Genomic DNA, 16,124 nt, shown 5'->3' on the forward strand with positions numbered 1-16,124 from the left:
TGATAAACCAAAATTGATCAAATTGTGAACTTAATGTGAGAAGTTCTAACAAATGGATGCTAACTCAGTTTTTTAATGATATAGCTGCAACGTCGATGCCCGGAGACAATATGCTCTTGGCGTTCGATGGTACATAGTCCTTCAAGCAGAGACTGAAAGATATGTAACTCAGATTGGCAAAAGCTTTGGCATCGAGTCGCTGCCTTACAGATCGGACAATGATTCTCAATGAGGCGGTAGCCGTCCGATAAACTTTCCAACTGAACCATGTAGCCTTCTCTTTCTCGCAAGGTTACTAACATCTCAAGCTTTTCTTCCAGCGTATTACAGGTCTGAATTTCGGCACGATATTGTGACAAGGTCTGTGCTTCTCTTGTGGCAACGATTTTAGCGATACCTTCGGAGCCGTATACCTGCTCTATGGCATCAATCACTTGCAGTGTCAGTTCACCATGACGGTCGGCAAAGTAAGCATGTCCATCCTCTGTCAGTGTCCAGTGGCGAGTCGGGCGACCGATTTTGACTTTGACATCATAAAAGTGGATCAACCCATCTTCTTCAAGTGACTGAAGATGTTGACGGGCGCCCATCGTTGTGATCCCAAAGCGATCAGCAAGCTGTTTCGCAGTGACTGCGCCTTCCCGCTTGAGCGTATGCAATATCTTGTCGGCTGTTTTCATGGGTGTCCTCTTCGCTCCACCTATTATTCAGACTTCAGTTAATAAAGTAAACAATTGACTATTGTCCGAAGATGGGAAGCTGTCAGAGAGAGAAAGTCAGCAATGATTATTATTTTGTTACGCAGATCACATTTTTTTGCCTGTTTACCCTTGGGATATTTATTTTTCTCCCCCACATAGAAAGCACAAGCTGGTAAACAGCGTTTTCATAAACAACACAAATAATTAAATCAGGAGAGACGACCGATGAATATTCGTCCATTACATGACCGAGTTATCGTTGAACGCCAAGAAGTTGAATCCAAGTCTGCTGGTGGGATCGTTTTAACTGGTTCTGCGGCGGAAAAATCAACACGTGGAAAAGTACTTGCTGTCGGCAAAGGCCGAGTGCTTGAAAATGGGACTGTTCAGCCGCTGGACGTCAAAGTTGGTGATACTGTTATTTTTGCTGAAGGTTACGGCACCAAGTCGGAAAAGATCGATGGCAAAGAAGTATTGATCCTTGCTGAAAATGACATTCTGGCGATTGTCGAATAAAAGTAGGCGTTGAGTAATTTTTGCTCTTATTCAAAACAATTGACGAAAACCGAATTAAGAAATAGGGAATAAAAGATGGCTGCTAAAGACGTTAAGTTTGGAAATGATGCACGAGTAAAAATGCTGGAAGGTGTAAACGTTCTGGCTGATGCAGTAAAAGTAACATTGGGCCCGAAAGGCCGTAACGTTGTTCTGGATAAATCATTTGGAGCACCAACCATTACTAAAGATGGTGTTTCTGTTGCGCGTGAGATTGAACTGGAAGATAAATTCCAGAACATGGGTGCACAAATGGTGAAAGAAGTTGCATCTCAGGCAAATGATGCAGCGGGTGACGGAACAACAACTGCAACAGTTCTGGCTCAGTCCATCGTGAATGAAGGTCTAAAAGCGGTTGCTGCCGGCATGAATCCAATGGATTTAAAACGCGGTATCGATAAAGCTGTTGTTGCAGCGGTTGAAGCGCTGAAAGCGCTATCTGTACCCTGTGAAGATAATAAAGCGATTGCACAGGTTGGTACTATCTCTGCAAACTCTGATACCAGCGTGGGTAACATCATTGCAGAAGCAATGGAAAAAGTTGGTCGTGACGGCGTGATCACTGTTGAAGAAGGCCAAGCATTACAAGATGAACTGGATGTCGTAGAAGGGATGCAGTTTGATCGTGGCTACCTGTCACCTTATTTCATCAACAATCAGGAATCCGGTTCAGTTGATCTGGAAAACCCATTCATTCTGCTGGTTGATAAGAAAATCTCCAACATTCGCGAGTTGTTGCCAGTACTTGAAGCTGTCGCTAAAGCATCTCGTCCGCTACTGATTGTTGCAGAAGACGTTGAAGGTGAAGCGTTGGCAACTCTGGTTGTGAACAACATGCGCGGTATTGTCAAAGTTGCGGCAGTAAAAGCACCAGGCTTTGGTGATCGTCGTAAAGCAATGCTGCAAGATATTGCAATTCTGACTGGCGGTACTGTTATTTCTGAAGAAATTGGTCTTGAGTTGGATAAAACAACACTCGAAGATCTGGGTCAGGCAAAACGCGTCACCATTACTAAAGAAAATACGACTGTTATTGATGGTGCGGGTGAAGCCGGTGCGATTGATGGTCGTGTTGCTCAGATTCGTCAACAGATTGAAGAAGCAACGTCTGACTACGACAAAGAAAAACTTCAAGAGCGTGTTGCGAAACTCGCAGGTGGTGTTGCCGTGATTAAAGTCGGTGCAGCAACTGAAGTTGAAATGAAAGAGAAGAAAGACCGTGTTGAAGATGCGCTTCATGCAACACGTGCTGCAGTTGAAGAAGGTGTCGTTGCCGGTGGTGGTGTTGCACTGATTCGTGCGGCTTCTCAGCTGGTTGATCTGCAAGGTGACAACGAAGAACAGAACGTGGGTATCCGTGTTGCACTACGTGCAATGGAAGCACCAATTCGTCAAATCGCATCGAATGCGGGTGATGAAGAATCTGTTGTTGCGAACAACATCAAAGCGGGTGAAGGTAACTACGGTTATAACGCCGCAACCGGTGAGTACGGTGATATGATCGCAATGGGTATCCTTGACCCAACTAAAGTGACTCGTAGCGCACTGCAATTTGCAGCATCGATTGCAGGTCTGATGATTACGACTGAAGCGATGGTCACTGAAGTACCGAAGAACGATGGCCCTGCAATGCCAGATATGGGCGGCATGGGCGGCATGCCAGGCATGATGTAATTGATTCATCACATCTGATGCATGATCTGAAAAGGGTGAGGTTTCCTCACCCTTTTTTCATTTTTACAGTGGCTGGTATAGGATGTTGATCTTCTTTCTGACAATGGTGTGGATATGTTAATTCAAGGATTAAGTTATGCGAATGCGACGGAACAGCTGAATATTTCTCACTGGGCGCTACAGCCCTCACAGCATTGGGGGGTATTTATTGCTCATGCGCAGAGTAGTGAACTTCTAGTACGCCTGTTTTCCGGTACGCTGGCAGAAAGTGAGCAGGCTATCGAGGGCAAACCGCAACGGGTTGGTTTGGTTTCTTTGTCAGAGCAACAGCGGTTACTGGATGATGAAATTGCCAAAGATGAAACCGACTTTCAGGATCATATTGATTATGGCTCTACGGTTGAAGCACTGTTAAAGGAAGCCGGATGCACCACAGATGAATTAGCCTCTTTGCTTGAACTGACCGATTTGACCTATTTGAAAGCTCGGGGATTTCGTCAGCTATCCACCGGCGAGACCCGGCGTTTAATGCTCGCCCGAGCCTTAGCCGGAAAACCAGAATTCCTGATTTTGCATGAACCTTATTCCGGATTAGATACAGCACATCGTCACCAGCTAACCGATTGTCTCAATCAACTGGCCAGTGACATGCAATTGATTGTGATTACTTCAAGGGAAGATGAGCTCCCTCAGTGTCTCACCCATATCGCTTTGTTTGATGATAAGCAGTTGACCCAAACCATGACGATTGAACAGTGGCAACAGCATCCGATTTTAGAACAACTCGCAGCACTGACTGAGACGAAACAAGAAGCGTGGCTGGCGTTGAGTCAGCAATATGCCCCAGACACTATGATGCCGAATCCGCGAGTGGTGATGAATCAAGTCAAGGTTGAATATACCGACGCTCTGATTTTTCAGGATCTTTCGTGGCAGATTCAAGCCGGGCAGCATTGGCAGATTCGCGGTCCGAACGGATGTGGTAAAAGTACCTTACTCGGCCTGATTTTGGGCGATCACCCTCAGTGTTACTGTAACGATATTACGGTATTGGGGATGCGTCGCGGCGGTGGTGAGAGTATCTGGGACATTAAACGCCATATTGGCGTCGTGTCTTCTGCTTTGCATCTGCAATACCGAGTGAACTGTTCTGTTCTGGATGTGTTGCTATCGGGGTTCTTTGACTCAATTGGTCTTTATGAAAAACCCTCGGCTAAGCAAGTGCAGATGGCCCGACATTGGTTAGATGTGCTGGAAATGAGTGATTATGAAAAACATACATTCAGACAACTGGATTATGGTCAGCAGCGATTACTGTTAATCGTTCGAGCGTTAATCAAACAACCGGCGTTACTGATTCTGGATGAACCGTATCAGGGACTGGACTACTTAAACCGTCGTTTGGTGATGACCGTGCTTAACCGTTTGGCTGAATTGAATATAACGCAGTTATTATATGTCTCGCATTATGAGGAAGATCGGCTTGCTGCGATCCGTAATTATGTTGATTTTGTTGCAGATCCGAATGGTGGCTATCGGGTCTGTATCTCGGAGGAAGCGTAACTTCCTCCGGACGGCATCTTTTTCAAGTCTTGGGCTTATTCTAAATGCAAGTCTAATGGTGTCTTGCTGCTGCGTCCGCCGATTTCCCGGGTCAGTCGGGGGACGAGATAACCGGAGACTTGTTCAATTACCCCGGCCATAATGGTTCTTGCTGCTTCATCTGAGACAAAGAAGTGTGCGGCACCCTGAACTTTATCCAGAACATGGAGATAGTAGGGGAGAATCCCTGCCTGAAACAACGCTTCACTGAGGTTTATCTGCGCGGCAACCGAATCATTGACGCCTTTGAGCAAAACGGCCTGATTGAGGAGTGTTACTCCTGCCTGACGGAGAGCGTTCATGGCTTCTGCCAGTGAAGCATTGATTTCATTGGCATGATTGATATGAGAGACAAAAACCACCTGCAAACGGGTTTGAGCGAGTAATGCTGTGAGTGTTGGGGTGATCCGTTCTGGAATCACGACCGGCAAGCGAGAGTGAAACCGCAGTGTCTGGATATGTGGCATTGAAGCAATCTGCTCGATCAGCCAGCCAAGTTCATGATCTTTTGCCATGAGTGGATCGCCACCGGAAAGAATCACTTCATTCAATTCGGGATGCTGCGCGATGTAATCTAAGTTTTCCTGCCAGACCGTTTTATTGCCTTTGTTGTCTTGATAAGGAAAGTGGCGGCGAAAACAGTAGCGACAATTGATAGCACAGGCGCCTTTTAAAATCAGGAGGACTCGATTTTTATATTTGTGTAAGAGACCCGGTTGTTCATTGCTTTGTTCTGCCAGCGGATCGGTTGAAAATCCCGGTGAGACTTCGAATTCCTGACACAGTGGTAGCACTTGACGTAACAATGGATCAAATGGGTTCCCTTTCTCCATGCGTTCGACAAAACTGAGTGGTACTCGCTGGGCAAACAACTTTCTGGCTTTAAATCCTTGCTCCCAAGGTGTTGGATCAATTTCCAGATATCTGAGTAGTTGCTCTGGATCTGAGATCGCATTCGCAAGTTGTTTGAGCCAGTTTTGCTCAACAGATTCAATTTTTCGGGTTATTATGTGCGGCATTGAATTTAACTCGAAGTATAAGTAAGAGGAAATAATGGCTACTGTTAGCACGAATGAATTTAAAGGCGGTCTAAAGATTATGATCGATAACGAGCCTTGTGTCATTCTCGAAAACGAGTATGTAAAACCAGGTAAAGGTCAGGCTTTCAATCGCGTTAAAATCCGTAAATTGCTTTCCGGCAAAGTGTTGGAAAAAACCTTCAAATCCGGAGATTCCGCAGAAGTCGCAGATGTCATGGATATCGATCTGGATTATCTTTATACCGATGGCGAATTCTATCACTTTATGAATAGCGAAACATTCGAACAAGTTGCTGCTGATGCAAAAGCTGTCGGAGACAATGCGAAATGGTTGGTTGAGAACAATGCATGTATGCTGACATTGTGGAATGGCAACCCAATTGCTGTCACACCACCGAACTTTGTTGAACTGGAAGTGACCGAAACTGATCCGGGGCTGAAAGGGGATACGCAAGGCACCGGCGGTAAACCTGCGACACTATCGACAGGCGCTGTGGTTCGTGTACCGCTGTTTATCCAGATTGGTGAAGTGATCAAAGTTGATACACGTACCGCTGAATATGTCAGCCGCGTGAAGTAATGCTTCTCTCCCTATTTCTTTGATATAAGAGTGCCTTCAGCGAAGGCACTCTTATTTTTACCTTGCTATACACCCTCTCCAGTATTCACCTAGTTGCTTATTTATATTTGTTATTCATATCATTATGGGAATGATATTCATTTATTTTATTATCATTATTCACTATATTACGTGCTGATTGATAATTTTTAGCGATGGATTTGATGACATCGTTGCAATCTATTTTCATTTTATCGGTTTAATTCAATATTGGATAAGAAAATGCAGTTTGATGCTAACAAGAAACGTCAGTTATTACATAAGGGCTTGAAGGCCGCGGTGTATGGGTTACCTGTTTTGGCGGTGGGGTTAACCATTAATAGTGCCTTTTTAATGACGGATGCGGGGTACACCTATGTCCATCAGAATAATATCACGGGTCAGTTAGATGTGTTTACTGAGCCGGGGTTTCATTTTCGAATGCCCTTTTTGTCAAAAATCACACAGTATGATCAGGTGATTACGGTTTCTTTTGGCAATAATACCGGGGAAGATTTCTATCAAAAGCTTGATTCAATTCAAGTGCGATTTGCGGATACTTATATTGGTAAAGTGCCCGTTACATTTCGTTTCAAGCTCAGTTCTGACCCTGAAGCGGTCAAAAAAATGCATCGAGAGTTTCGGAATAATAAAAATGTCATTGATGCGCTATTGGTGAAAAATGCGCGAAATGTGACCGTTATTACTGCGACTCAATATACGGGCGAAGAGTTCTTCCAAGGTGGACTCAATCAATTTAAATCAAAGCTTGAAGATCAGTTACGTGAAGGTATTTATTTGACCGAACGAAAACAAGTTGAAGTGGAAGAAATGGATTTAGCGCCGATTGGTATCAATCAATCCAACTCACATAAATTACAGAAAACACAACAGCTTGTTTGGAAAACCGTCCCCGTGACGGATGACGCTGGTATGCCGGTTCGACAATATAACCCATTACAACAATATGGGATTCAGGTGACGCAAGTGACTATTGGCGATCCATTGCCAGAGAAACAACTTGATCAACTGTTGGCGGATAAAAAGCGCTTGGTGGCAGATAGAATCCGTGCCATCCAAGAGCAAGAAACTTCAAAAGCACAGGCAGAAACGGAACAGTTGCGTAAAGAAATTCAACGTACACGTGAAGTTCAAGATGCACAACGTAGTAAAGAGCTTGCAATCATTGCTCAACAACAAGCTGTGGCTGTGGCCCAGCAAATTGCCGAGCGTGAAATCGTTGAAGTTGAGAAGACCAAACGTTTAGCTGAAGTGGATAAAGAAAAAGAACTTGCGATTGCGCAGGCGAACCTATCGATTCAAAAAGCTAATGCGTTATCGGCTGAATTTGAAGCGAAAGCGATTATTGCAAAAGGGCAGGCAGAAGCTGAAGTGTTGAAAGCTAAATATGCTGCTTTAGGTGCAAACCGTGAGGTTTATCTGGCTGAATTACATCGAGATGTTGCAAACGTCCTTTATAACAATTTGAAGAACTTCAAAGTTCAAATGCCTGAAAACTATATTGGTGGCGGACGAGAGGATGGTCTGAAAACTAATTTAGATGTTTTAACCGCGTTTGGCGCTTTAGGTGTGATGGATCAAGCTAAAAAAGTCCAAACCAATAAAAAATAGAATTTTCTATCCCTCATCGTGTGTTTCTTGAATCAAGAAACAGTGACTTTACACAACACGTAAAAAAGCTGAACCGTATGGTTCAGCTTTTTGTTTTTATCACAAGAGAGACTGTTCATTATTCTGTGTCACGCCCATTTTTATAAATCCAGGTATGGGGTGAGTCGACCTTCAAAGTGGATACTGAGCTGAGACAGCGTCAGGTTCCAGTTTTGCACCGGATGCGTCCATTTTTCACTGGCTTTCAACATACCTGCATACAATAGCTTGAGCAAGCTGGTTTCATTGGCGAAGCCACCTTTGGTCTTGGTCAGCTTGCGGAACTGCCGATGTACCGCCTCAACCGCATTGGTGGTGTAAATAGCTCTGCGAACCTGCTCGGGATATTTGAAATATACCGATAGGTTCTCCCATTTATTGCGCCATGACTGAATCACCAACGGATATTGTTGCCCCCATTTGATTTCCAGCTCATCAAGTTCGTGCTCGGCAGCCTTGAGCGTCGCAGCTTTATAGACGCACTTTAAATCTGCCATAAAAGCTTTCTGATTTTTGCTGGCGACATATTTCATCGAGTTGCGGATTTGATGGATAACACAGAGCTGAACTTCGGTTTGCGGATAAATGGTTTCAATCGCTTCTGGGAATCCTTTGAGACCATCGACACAGGAAATACAGATATCTTTGACACCGCGATTTTGTAAGTCGGTCAGGACACTGAGCCAGTAATGCGCGCCTTCGGCATCAGAGAGATAAATGCCCAGCAGCTCTTTTTTTCCTTCGATATTGAGTGCAAGGATGGTGTAAATAGCTTTGGAAACAAAGCGGCCGTTTTCCTTGATTTTGTAGTGAACGGCATCGAGCCATACGACCGGATAGACGGGGTCTAAATCGCGCTCCTGCCATGCTCTGAGCTCAGGAATAAGACGGTCGGTGATGGCGTTAATCGTGCCATTGGAAACGCTGATACCATACATATCCAGCAGATATTCGCGGATATGTTGATAGCTGTTGCCAAGGGCAAACAAGGAAAGGACATTGCGTTCCATCTCATCGGTCAGCCGGGTCTGGTGCTTCTTGACAGTTTGCGGGTCAAAAGAGCCATTGCGGTCACGGGGAGTTTCGAGTTCAAATTCGCCGGATGAGGTTTTGATATTTTTCCGGGACTTACCATTTTTTCGATTATCGGGTTCATCAGCAAGGTGCTGGTCAATTTCAGCGCCGAGAGCAGCTTCAGTGATTTGCTTAATCAGCGGCGTGAGCAGGCCATCTTTGCCGTTCAGTCCTTGTCCAGATTGGAGAGCTTTGGCAAAGGCCTGAATATCGATTTCGAATTTATCGTCAGACATAAAGTGTCATTTCCTTTTTGGTTCAGTTTACAGAAATGACACAGAATTTTGAACACTACCTCACAAGATGATGTTCGCGATTAAATCATAAAGATAAAAATCACAGACAGCACTGTCATGATGCTCGCAATGCCATAGCAGGCGATTTTACCCACCACACCAGTATGGATTTTCAGGTCATGCATCCCATGATGAACACGGTGCATCGCATGCCACATTGGCAGGGCAATTGTGGCAATCACAAACAGTGCGCCAATGATATTGGTTGCAAAACCTGCGACACGATCATAGCTCAGCGCATCGGCATCAAGCATACCCAGCGGGCCCATGACCCCCAGCACAAAAATAGTGATTGGGGTAAGCATAGCAAACCAAGTCCCGCCGGCACCGAACAGGCCCCACCAGACAGGTTCGTCTGAACGTTTTGGATTTTGGTTAATCACGGTGCCTCCTTAAACAATGATGAGCACGAAAACAGAAATGACGGCAACAGCGACCCATTGGCTCAGCACCACGATTTTCTTATCGATGAGCTTGCCTTTCAGACGCATCGGTACCACCTGTGGCATCATGCCGAAGAAGGTATAGGCATGAAACAGACTCCCGGCCAGCGCAATCAGATTGATGACAATGACCAACGGGTTCGCCATAAAGTTCAGCCATGACTGCCATGCTTCCGGTCCTTTAACCAGACATCCCAGACCAACCGTGAGGAAGAGGGTAAACACGATTAAAGGCAGAACCGTCGCCTCACGGATCATATAGAAGCGATAGAACGGATTGCTTTTCCACCACGTCCGTTTGACTTCCCTTACATAGGGTTTACGATGACTCATCTCTTATGCCTCCTGAGGTTTTAACATGGCAATGACAAAGTCCATCGACGATGCCACTTTCCCCTGGTTCACCGCCGCAGCCGGATCAACATGCTTCGGACACACTTCAGAGCAGTAGCCGACAAAGGTACAACCCCAGACCCCGTTTTCACCATTGAGCAGTGTCATCCGCTCGGCCTGACCATGGTCACGGCTGTCGAGATTGTAGCGATGAGCCAGCGTCAGCGCGGCCGGACCGATAAACTCAGGATTCAACCCGAATTGCGGACAAGCGGCGTAGCACAACCCACAGTTGATACAGCCGGCAAACTGTTTGTATTTTGCCATCTGGGCCGGGGTTTGCAGGTTGGTACCGTCTTCCGGTTTGCGGTCATTACCGATGATGTAAGGCTTAATCGCTTCGAGACGCTCGATAAACGGCGTCATATCGACAATTAAATCTTTCTCAATCGGGAAATTGGCCAGCGGTTCGATTTTCACACCGTCCGGGTAGTCGCGCAGGAAGCTTTTACAGGCGAGTTTCGGCACGCCATTGACCATCACACCACAAGAGCCGCAGATCGCCATCCGGCAGGACCAGCGATAGGAGAGATTCTTATCCAGATGATCTTTCACATATGAAATCGTGTCGAGGATCGACATGGTTTCATTGAAAGGGACCTCGAAAGACTGTAAGTAAGGTTCCGCATCTTTTTCCGGGTCATAACGCAGAATATCCACTTTTTGCATACGTTGGGTGACCATGATTAATTCTCCTCTGCGCGCTGTTTGGCTTCTTCTGCAGCGGCTTGCTCAGCAGCGGCACCGTAAAGACGAGCTTTCGGTTGTGACTTGGTGATGGTGACATCACTGTAGTCAATCCGGGGCGCAGCATCTTTTTGATAGAAGGCCAGTGAGTGTTTGAGGAAGTTCACATCGTCACGCTCGGTACAACCTTCATCGAGACGCTGATGCGCGCCCCGAGATTCCTTGCGGAGAATGGCGGAGTGCACCATGGCTTCGGCAACTTCCAGACTATGGCCGATTTCAATCGCGTACAGTAAGTCGGTGTTAAAGACTTTGCCTTTGTCTTTGATACTGATTTTTTTGTAGCGTGCTTTCAGCTCAGCCAGTTTATCAACCGTCTGTTGCATCAAATCGGCCTGACGGTAGATCCCGCAGCCCGCTTCCATGGCATTGCCCATTTCAGTCCGGATATCGGCCCAGTTTTCATCGCCTTCCTGATCCATCAGAGACTGAATGTGTTGTTCAACGGATTTGACCTGTGCTTCGATGGCTTTATCGTTCCAGCCTTTGAATGTTTCAACGCGTTTAGCCGCATGTTCACCGGCAACACGACCGAATACCACTAATTCAGCCAGTGAGTTAGAGCCGAGACGGTTGGCACCGTGCAGTCCGACGGATGAGCATTCCCCGACAGCAAATAAGCCTTGGATACGGGTTTCACACTGACCGTTCGTTTCAATCCCGCCCATGGTGTAATGTACCGTCGGACGGATCGGGATCGGCTCTTTGACCGGATCGACATTAACGTAAGCTTTAGCCAGCTCGCAGATAAAGGGCAGACGTTCATGCAGATATTCCTCACCCAGATGACGCAGATCCAGATGGACGACATCGCCGAGTGGGTGCTTGATGGTGTTCCCTTTTTGTTGCTCGTGCCAGAAAGCCTGAGAGACTTTGTCACGCGGGCCGAGTTCCATATATTTGTTTTTCGGCTGACCGACCGGTGTTTCCGGGCCCATGCCGTAATCTTGCAGATAACGGTAGCCGTTTTTATTAACGATAATACCGCCTTCACCCCGACACCCTTCGGTCATCAGGATCCCGGTACCGGGCAGTCCGGTCGGGTGATACTGGACAAACTCCATATCGCGCAGCGGTACACCGTGACGATAGGCCATTCCCATCCCGTCACCGGTAACAATACCGCCATTGGTATTACATTGATAAACCCGACCCGCACCACCGGTAGCGAGCACAACGGATTTTGCTTTAATCGTGACCAGTTCGCCTTCCGACATATGAATCGCGATCAGGCCCTGAACCACGCCGTCATCAACCAGCAGGTCAACGACGAAATATTCGTCAAAGCGTTTGATTTGGGGATATTTAATTGATGTTTGGAACAGGGTATGCAGCATGTGGAACCCGGTTTTATCTGCGGCAAACCAGGTTCTCTCGACTTTCATACCACCGAAACGGCGAACGTTGACTTCACCATTTTCTTTCCGGCTCCAGGGGCAGCCCCATTGCTCCATCTGGATCATTTCCCGGGTTGAGTTTTCGACAAAATACTCCACGACATCCTGTTCACAAAGCCAGTCCCCACCCCCGACAGTGTCGTTGAAATGGTTATCTAAGCTATCCTCATCCTTGATAACTGCTGCGGAGCCTCCTTCTGCGGCAACCGTATGTGAGCGCATAGGATATACTTTTGAAATCAGAGCCACCTGTAAATCAGGGTTAGCTTCTGCGGCAGCAATCGCAGTACGAAGACCGGCACCACCAGCGCCGATGACCGCGATATCTGTGGTAAGTGTTTGCACAGTTATCCTCCAGTGAGTGATTTGCGGGAACCCCGCTTATTATCTAAAAACATAGTGCTTTTAGGGTCTTTTCAGTCTAATTGAACTCATATGCTGAAAAAATTGATTTCGTTAGGTTTTTAATCGAATATCATGCTTCACTATCGATATAATTATCCCATGTGTGATTGCTTTCACGTTTTACATTTGACGGCATATCCCGATGGGATTTTGTTGTGTTAAGGCCAATTTTTCATGCAAAGTCACCTCTCTTGGAAACCAACAATTTCAATGTTTCACCTGCGTGAGCGATCCCGATTAATGCATGCTATCCGTCATTTTTTGACGGAAAGAGGCGTTTTGGAAGTTGAAACTCCCTCAATGAGTTTTGCGACCGTCACCGATGTTCACTTGCAAACCTTTAAAAGTCAGTTTTTCGGGCCTGACTTTGCCTCGGGACAGGCGGTTTATCTGATGACTAGCCCTGAGTTTCATATGAAGCGCCTGCTTGCCGCTGGCTCCGGTTCAATCTTTCAGCTTTGTAAAGCCTTCAGAAATGAAGAGAGCGGGCGCTATCACAATCCTGAATTTACTTTACTCGAATGGTATCGGGTCGGGTTTGATCATCATCAGTTGATGGATGAAATGGATGATTTACTGCAAAGTATCTTGGGGTGTGTCCCGGCACAACGCACGACTTATCAGCAGGTGTTTCTCAAGCATGTTGGTCTTTGTCCTCTGGCTTGTGAGATGGATGAACTGCGCATGAAGGCACAACAGTTTGGATTTGCCGATATTGCTGAACATGAACAGGATCGGGATACGCTGTTACAACTGCTGTTTAGTATGGTGGTTGAACCGGCGATTGGTCAGACGGCTCCGGTATTTGTCTATGATTTCCCGGCATCTCAGGCCGCTCTTGCACGAGTCAGTGCCGATGATCACCGGGTCGCGGAACGGTTTGAAGTCTATTTTAAAGGGATTGAACTGGCGAATGGTTTTCACGAACTCGATGATCCGCAAGAACAATTGCGTCGATTTGAAGCCGATAATGAGAAAAGGTCACAAATGGGATTGGCGCAGCAACCCATTGATTATCATCTGATTCAGGCACTTGAGGCCGGTTTGCCCCATTGCGCCGGTGTTGCGTTGGGTATTGACCGCTTAGTGATGCTGGCTTTGGGGCAGTCTCATATACAGGATGTGATCGCGTTTCCTTTCCCGCATGCCTAAAGTGACTTAGGGAATGTCGCAATATGGTGAGCATCACGGTGCTTACTTTATTGCTCAAGCCGCGCTGTATCAGCCATTTATTTGCTGTGTAAAGTTTGTCGCTCTTTCGGTTTATGATGTGAATCACTCGCGTCTTCGGAATAACATCGTTATACTCCCAGTCTGTTTTTGAACTGCAATACAAGAGACAGGACATGCAGGAGTATATTGAGTTTTTCCAGCAGAACATGATTCTTTCGCTGGCTTGGGTAGGTATCTTAGTTGCACTTATCCTGAATATTTTTAAATCATCCACAGCTAAATACCAGACGATCTCGGTGAACGAGTTAACGCATCTGATTAATAAAGAAGATGGTATTGTGGTTGATATCCGTTCTAATGAAGAGTTCCGACAAGGACATATCACCGATGCGGTGAACTTGTTACCTTCAGAAATTAAGTCTGGATCTTATGGTTCCCTTGAAAACCGTAAATCCACCCCCATCATTGTCGTATGTAAAACAGGACAAACTGCACAGGAGAGTGCCACGTTGTTGGCTAAAGCTGGTTTTGAAAAGGTGAGTCTATTGAAAAATGGTCTTGTGGCCTGGAATGAAGCCAATCTTCCTCTTGTTCGTGGTAAAAAATAATCCAATCCTCAAGGAACGAAATTCTTTGAGGATTTTGAATCAATAAGGAAAATATCATGTCTGAAGCAGCGCAACAGCAAGAACCGCAGCAGAACTTTGAAATCCAGCGTATCTACCTGAAAGATGCCTCTTATGAAGCCCCGAACGCCCCGATTATTTTTCAGAAAGACGGGAATTCGAATGTTAACTTGGATCTCGATACACAAAACAGAGAACTAGGCGAAGGCGTTTATGAAGTGGTTCTGCGTCTGACCGTGACCGTCAAGAAAGAAGATGAAACTGCATTTTTATGTGAAGTTCAGCAAGCTGGGATCTTCTCTGCCGAGCATATGGAACCGGGCCAGTTGGCACATTGTTTAGGTGCATTTTGCCCGAATATTCTTTTCCCGTATGCGCGTGAAACCATTTCTAGCCTTGTTGCGAAAGGAAGTTTCCCACAACTGAATCTGGCGCCGGTTAATTTTGATGCGTTATTCATGAATTATTTGCAACAGCAAGCATCTCAGGAAGCACAACCAGAGAATGCCTCTTAAGGGTGTCGTTTGACCCGTTAGCGGTATATTAAATACCTAATAAAATGCACACGACATCAGCAAGGTGTTATGTGCATTTTTTGTATATCTTTTGTATAACATAAACATCGATAGTGCATGTTGAACTGAATGGACAGAATATTGTGACTTCACATACCGATTTGATTACCCGAGACTCAATCGCGATGACGGTCATTGGCGCGGGTTCTTACGGAACATCTCTTGCCATCTCTCTGGCTCGGAATGGCGCGAATATTTTAATCTGGGGACACGACCCGCAACATATGCAGCAATTAGAAGCGGATCGGGAAAACCGGGCCTTTTTACCGGATATTCCTTTTCCGGACACCCTCATCGTCACTTCAGACTTAAAAGCTGCTGTTCAGGCATCCCGGGATTTATTGATCGTTGTACCGAGCCATGTCTTTGGTGAAGTTTTACAACAGATACAGCCATATCTCCGGGCGGACAGCCGTATCTGTTGGGCAACCAAAGGGTTAGAACCTGAGACCGGACGCCTGCTCCAGGATGTGGCGCATGATATTGTCGGTGATCAGCACGCGTTAGCTGTCATCTCAGGACCAACATTTGCTAAAGAACTGGCTATGGGGATGCCGACGGCAATATCAGTCGCTTCGGCTGACAGTCAGTTTGTTGCTGATTTACAAGACCAGATTCACTGTAGCAAGACGTTTCGAGTGTATGCCAATTCGGATTTCATCGGATTACAACTTGGCGGGGCTGTAAAAAATGTTATTGCGATTGGTGCCGGTATTTCTGATGGCATGGGATTCGGTGCCAATGCACGAACCGCTTTAATTACCCGGGGGTTGGCAGAAATGAGCCGATTAGGGGTGACGTTAGGGGCTGCGCCAGAGACCTTTATGGGCATGGCCGGATTAGGCGACTTAGTGTTAACCTGTACCGATAATCAATCGAGAAACCGGCGTTTTGGTTTAGCGCTTGGGCAGGGGCAATCGGTTGACACGGCACAGCGTGAAATTGGTCAGGTGGTTGAAGGGTATCGTAATACCAAAGAAGTCTGGCTCCTGGCTCAGCGCATGGGCGTCGAAATGCCGATTGTCGATCAGGTTTATCAGGTCCTTTATCAAGGGAAAGATGCTCGCATAGCTGCGAGGGATTTACTCTCAAGAGATAAAAAGGCCGAGCATTGATCGGCGCCGATGGTGGCCGAGCACGCAAAAATAGATAGC

Annotated in this window: 16 protein-coding genes; 9 read left to right on the forward strand and 7 right to left on the reverse strand. The window is 46.3% G+C overall.

The features are described from left to right. Positions 1 to 59: 59 nt before the first annotated feature. A complete protein-coding gene (locus OCV37_RS01285) occupies positions 60 to 680 on the reverse strand; it encodes a helix-turn-helix transcriptional regulator (protein ID WP_038178717.1) in 621 nt (206 codons plus the stop codon). 246 nt (positions 681 to 926) lie between these two features. Between OCV37_RS01285 and OCV37_RS01290 the strand changes: the two genes are divergently transcribed. From OCV37_RS01290 to OCV37_RS01300, 3 genes are all read left to right on the forward strand, one after another. Beyond that, complete coding sequence (locus OCV37_RS01290) at positions 927 to 1,217, forward strand: co-chaperone GroES (protein WP_038178715.1); 291 nt, start codon at positions 927 to 929, stop codon at positions 1,215 to 1,217. Positions 1,218 to 1,292: 75 nt separating this feature from the next. Next, on the forward strand, positions 1,293 to 2,930 hold the full coding sequence (gene groL, locus OCV37_RS01295; RefSeq protein ID WP_038178710.1) for a chaperonin GroEL: 1,638 nt from the start codon (positions 1,293 to 1,295) through the stop codon (positions 2,928 to 2,930). 114 nt (positions 2,931 to 3,044) lie between these two features. Beyond that, a complete protein-coding gene (locus tag OCV37_RS01300) occupies positions 3,045 to 4,493 on the forward strand; it encodes an ATP-binding cassette domain-containing protein (RefSeq protein ID WP_038178708.1) in 1,449 nt (482 codons plus the stop codon). A gap of 35 nt (positions 4,494 to 4,528) precedes the next feature. On the opposite strand, the gene epmB is transcribed toward OCV37_RS01300, so the two are convergent. Continuing rightward, the gene (gene epmB / locus OCV37_RS01305) at positions 4,529 to 5,551 is read right to left on the reverse strand and encodes an EF-P beta-lysylation protein EpmB (RefSeq protein WP_038178706.1); all 1,023 of its coding nucleotides are present in this window, start codon (positions 5,549 to 5,551) and stop codon (positions 4,529 to 4,531) included. Between the two features lie 34 nt (positions 5,552 to 5,585). Here epmB and efp point away from each other — a divergent pair, with 34 nt between their 5' ends. Further along, entirely contained in the window at positions 5,586 to 6,152 is a 567-nt protein-coding gene (efp, locus tag OCV37_RS01310; protein WP_038178704.1) for an elongation factor P, read from the forward strand. Positions 6,153 to 6,413: 261 nt separating this feature from the next. After that, complete coding sequence (locus tag OCV37_RS01315) at positions 6,414 to 7,802, forward strand: SPFH domain-containing protein (protein WP_038178702.1); 1,389 nt, start codon at positions 6,414 to 6,416, stop codon at positions 7,800 to 7,802. A 140-nt stretch (positions 7,803 to 7,942) separates the two neighbouring features. On the opposite strand, the gene OCV37_RS01320 is transcribed toward OCV37_RS01315, so the two are convergent. The 5 genes from OCV37_RS01320 to frdA all read right to left on the reverse strand — a co-directional run bounded on the left by OCV37_RS01320 (position 7,943) and on the right by frdA (position 12,536). Then, positions 7,943 to 9,151: an IS256 family transposase gene (locus tag OCV37_RS01320; protein WP_261888062.1), complete on the reverse strand. Its 1,209-nt coding sequence runs from the start codon at positions 9,149 to 9,151 to the stop codon at positions 7,943 to 7,945. An 80-nt stretch (positions 9,152 to 9,231) separates the two neighbouring features. Then, complete coding sequence (frdD, locus tag OCV37_RS01325; RefSeq protein WP_261888111.1) at positions 9,232 to 9,594, reverse strand: fumarate reductase subunit FrdD; 363 nt, start codon at positions 9,592 to 9,594, stop codon at positions 9,232 to 9,234. A 9-nt stretch (positions 9,595 to 9,603) separates the two neighbouring features. After that, positions 9,604 to 9,987: a fumarate reductase subunit FrdC gene (gene frdC, locus OCV37_RS01330; RefSeq protein WP_038180690.1), complete on the reverse strand. Its 384-nt coding sequence runs from the start codon at positions 9,985 to 9,987 to the stop codon at positions 9,604 to 9,606. Between the two features lie 3 nt (positions 9,988 to 9,990). After that, on the reverse strand, positions 9,991 to 10,731 hold the full coding sequence (locus tag OCV37_RS01335; protein ID WP_038180694.1) for a succinate dehydrogenase/fumarate reductase iron-sulfur subunit: 741 nt from the start codon (positions 10,729 to 10,731) through the stop codon (positions 9,991 to 9,993). Between the two features lie 2 nt (positions 10,732 to 10,733). Beyond that, positions 10,734 to 12,536: a fumarate reductase (quinol) flavoprotein subunit gene (frdA, locus tag OCV37_RS01340; RefSeq protein ID WP_261888112.1), complete on the reverse strand. Its 1,803-nt coding sequence runs from the start codon at positions 12,534 to 12,536 to the stop codon at positions 10,734 to 10,736. A 234-nt stretch (positions 12,537 to 12,770) separates the two neighbouring features. Here frdA and epmA point away from each other — a divergent pair, with 234 nt between their 5' ends. The 4 genes from epmA to gpsA all read left to right on the forward strand — a co-directional run bounded on the left by epmA (position 12,771) and on the right by gpsA (position 16,085). Next, the gene (gene epmA, locus OCV37_RS01345) at positions 12,771 to 13,748 is read left to right on the forward strand and encodes an elongation factor P--(R)-beta-lysine ligase (RefSeq protein ID WP_038179206.1); all 978 of its coding nucleotides are present in this window, start codon (positions 12,771 to 12,773) and stop codon (positions 13,746 to 13,748) included. A gap of 194 nt (positions 13,749 to 13,942) precedes the next feature. Then, on the forward strand, positions 13,943 to 14,377 hold the full coding sequence (locus tag OCV37_RS01350; protein ID WP_038179204.1) for a rhodanese-like domain-containing protein: 435 nt from the start codon (positions 13,943 to 13,945) through the stop codon (positions 14,375 to 14,377). 56 nt (positions 14,378 to 14,433) lie between these two features. After that, entirely contained in the window at positions 14,434 to 14,910 is a 477-nt protein-coding gene (secB, locus tag OCV37_RS01355) for a protein-export chaperone SecB (RefSeq protein WP_038179203.1), read from the forward strand. 185 nt (positions 14,911 to 15,095) lie between these two features. Next, positions 15,096 to 16,085 (forward strand): NAD(P)H-dependent glycerol-3-phosphate dehydrogenase, encoded by a 990-nt coding sequence (gene gpsA / locus OCV37_RS01360; RefSeq protein ID WP_051680393.1) that lies wholly within the window; start codon positions 15,096 to 15,098, stop codon positions 16,083 to 16,085. The last annotated feature ends 39 nt before the right edge of the window (positions 16,086 to 16,124 follow it).

It is taken from the genome of Vibrio rhizosphaerae (assembly GCF_024347095.1).
GTDB classification, from domain to species: domain Bacteria; phylum Pseudomonadota; class Gammaproteobacteria; order Enterobacterales; family Vibrionaceae; genus Vibrio; species Vibrio rhizosphaerae.

Bases quoted from the DNA above. Each gene is read 5' to 3' on its own strand.
- OCV37_RS01285 (WP_038178717.1), bottom strand. From the start codon at position 680: ATGAAAACAGCCGACAAGATATTGCATACGCTCAAGCGGGAAGGCGCA.
- OCV37_RS01290 (WP_038178715.1), top strand. From the start codon at position 927: ATGAATATTCGTCCATTACATGACCGAGTTATCGTTGAACGCCAAGAA.
- groL (WP_038178710.1), top strand. From the start codon at position 1,293: ATGGCTGCTAAAGACGTTAAGTTTGGAAATGATGCACGAGTAAAAATG.
- OCV37_RS01300 (WP_038178708.1), top strand. From the start codon at position 3,045: ATGTTAATTCAAGGATTAAGTTATGCGAATGCGACGGAACAGCTGAAT.
- epmB (WP_038178706.1), bottom strand. From the start codon at position 5,551: ATGCCGCACATAATAACCCGAAAAATTGAATCTGTTGAGCAAAACTGG.
- efp (WP_038178704.1), top strand. From the start codon at position 5,586: ATGGCTACTGTTAGCACGAATGAATTTAAAGGCGGTCTAAAGATTATG.
- OCV37_RS01315 (WP_038178702.1), top strand. From the start codon at position 6,414: ATGCAGTTTGATGCTAACAAGAAACGTCAGTTATTACATAAGGGCTTG.
- OCV37_RS01320 (WP_261888062.1), bottom strand. From the start codon at position 9,151: ATGTCTGACGATAAATTCGAAATCGATATTCAGGCCTTTGCCAAAGCT.
- frdC (WP_038180690.1), bottom strand. From the start codon at position 9,987: ATGAGTCATCGTAAACCCTATGTAAGGGAAGTCAAACGGACGTGGTGG.
- OCV37_RS01335 (WP_038180694.1), bottom strand. From the start codon at position 10,731: ATGGTCACCCAACGTATGCAAAAAGTGGATATTCTGCGTTATGACCCG.
- epmA (WP_038179206.1), top strand. From the start codon at position 12,771: ATGCAAAGTCACCTCTCTTGGAAACCAACAATTTCAATGTTTCACCTG.
- OCV37_RS01350 (WP_038179204.1), top strand. From the start codon at position 13,943: ATGCAGGAGTATATTGAGTTTTTCCAGCAGAACATGATTCTTTCGCTG.
- secB (WP_038179203.1), top strand. From the start codon at position 14,434: ATGTCTGAAGCAGCGCAACAGCAAGAACCGCAGCAGAACTTTGAAATC.
- gpsA (WP_051680393.1), top strand. From the start codon at position 15,096: ATGACGGTCATTGGCGCGGGTTCTTACGGAACATCTCTTGCCATCTCT.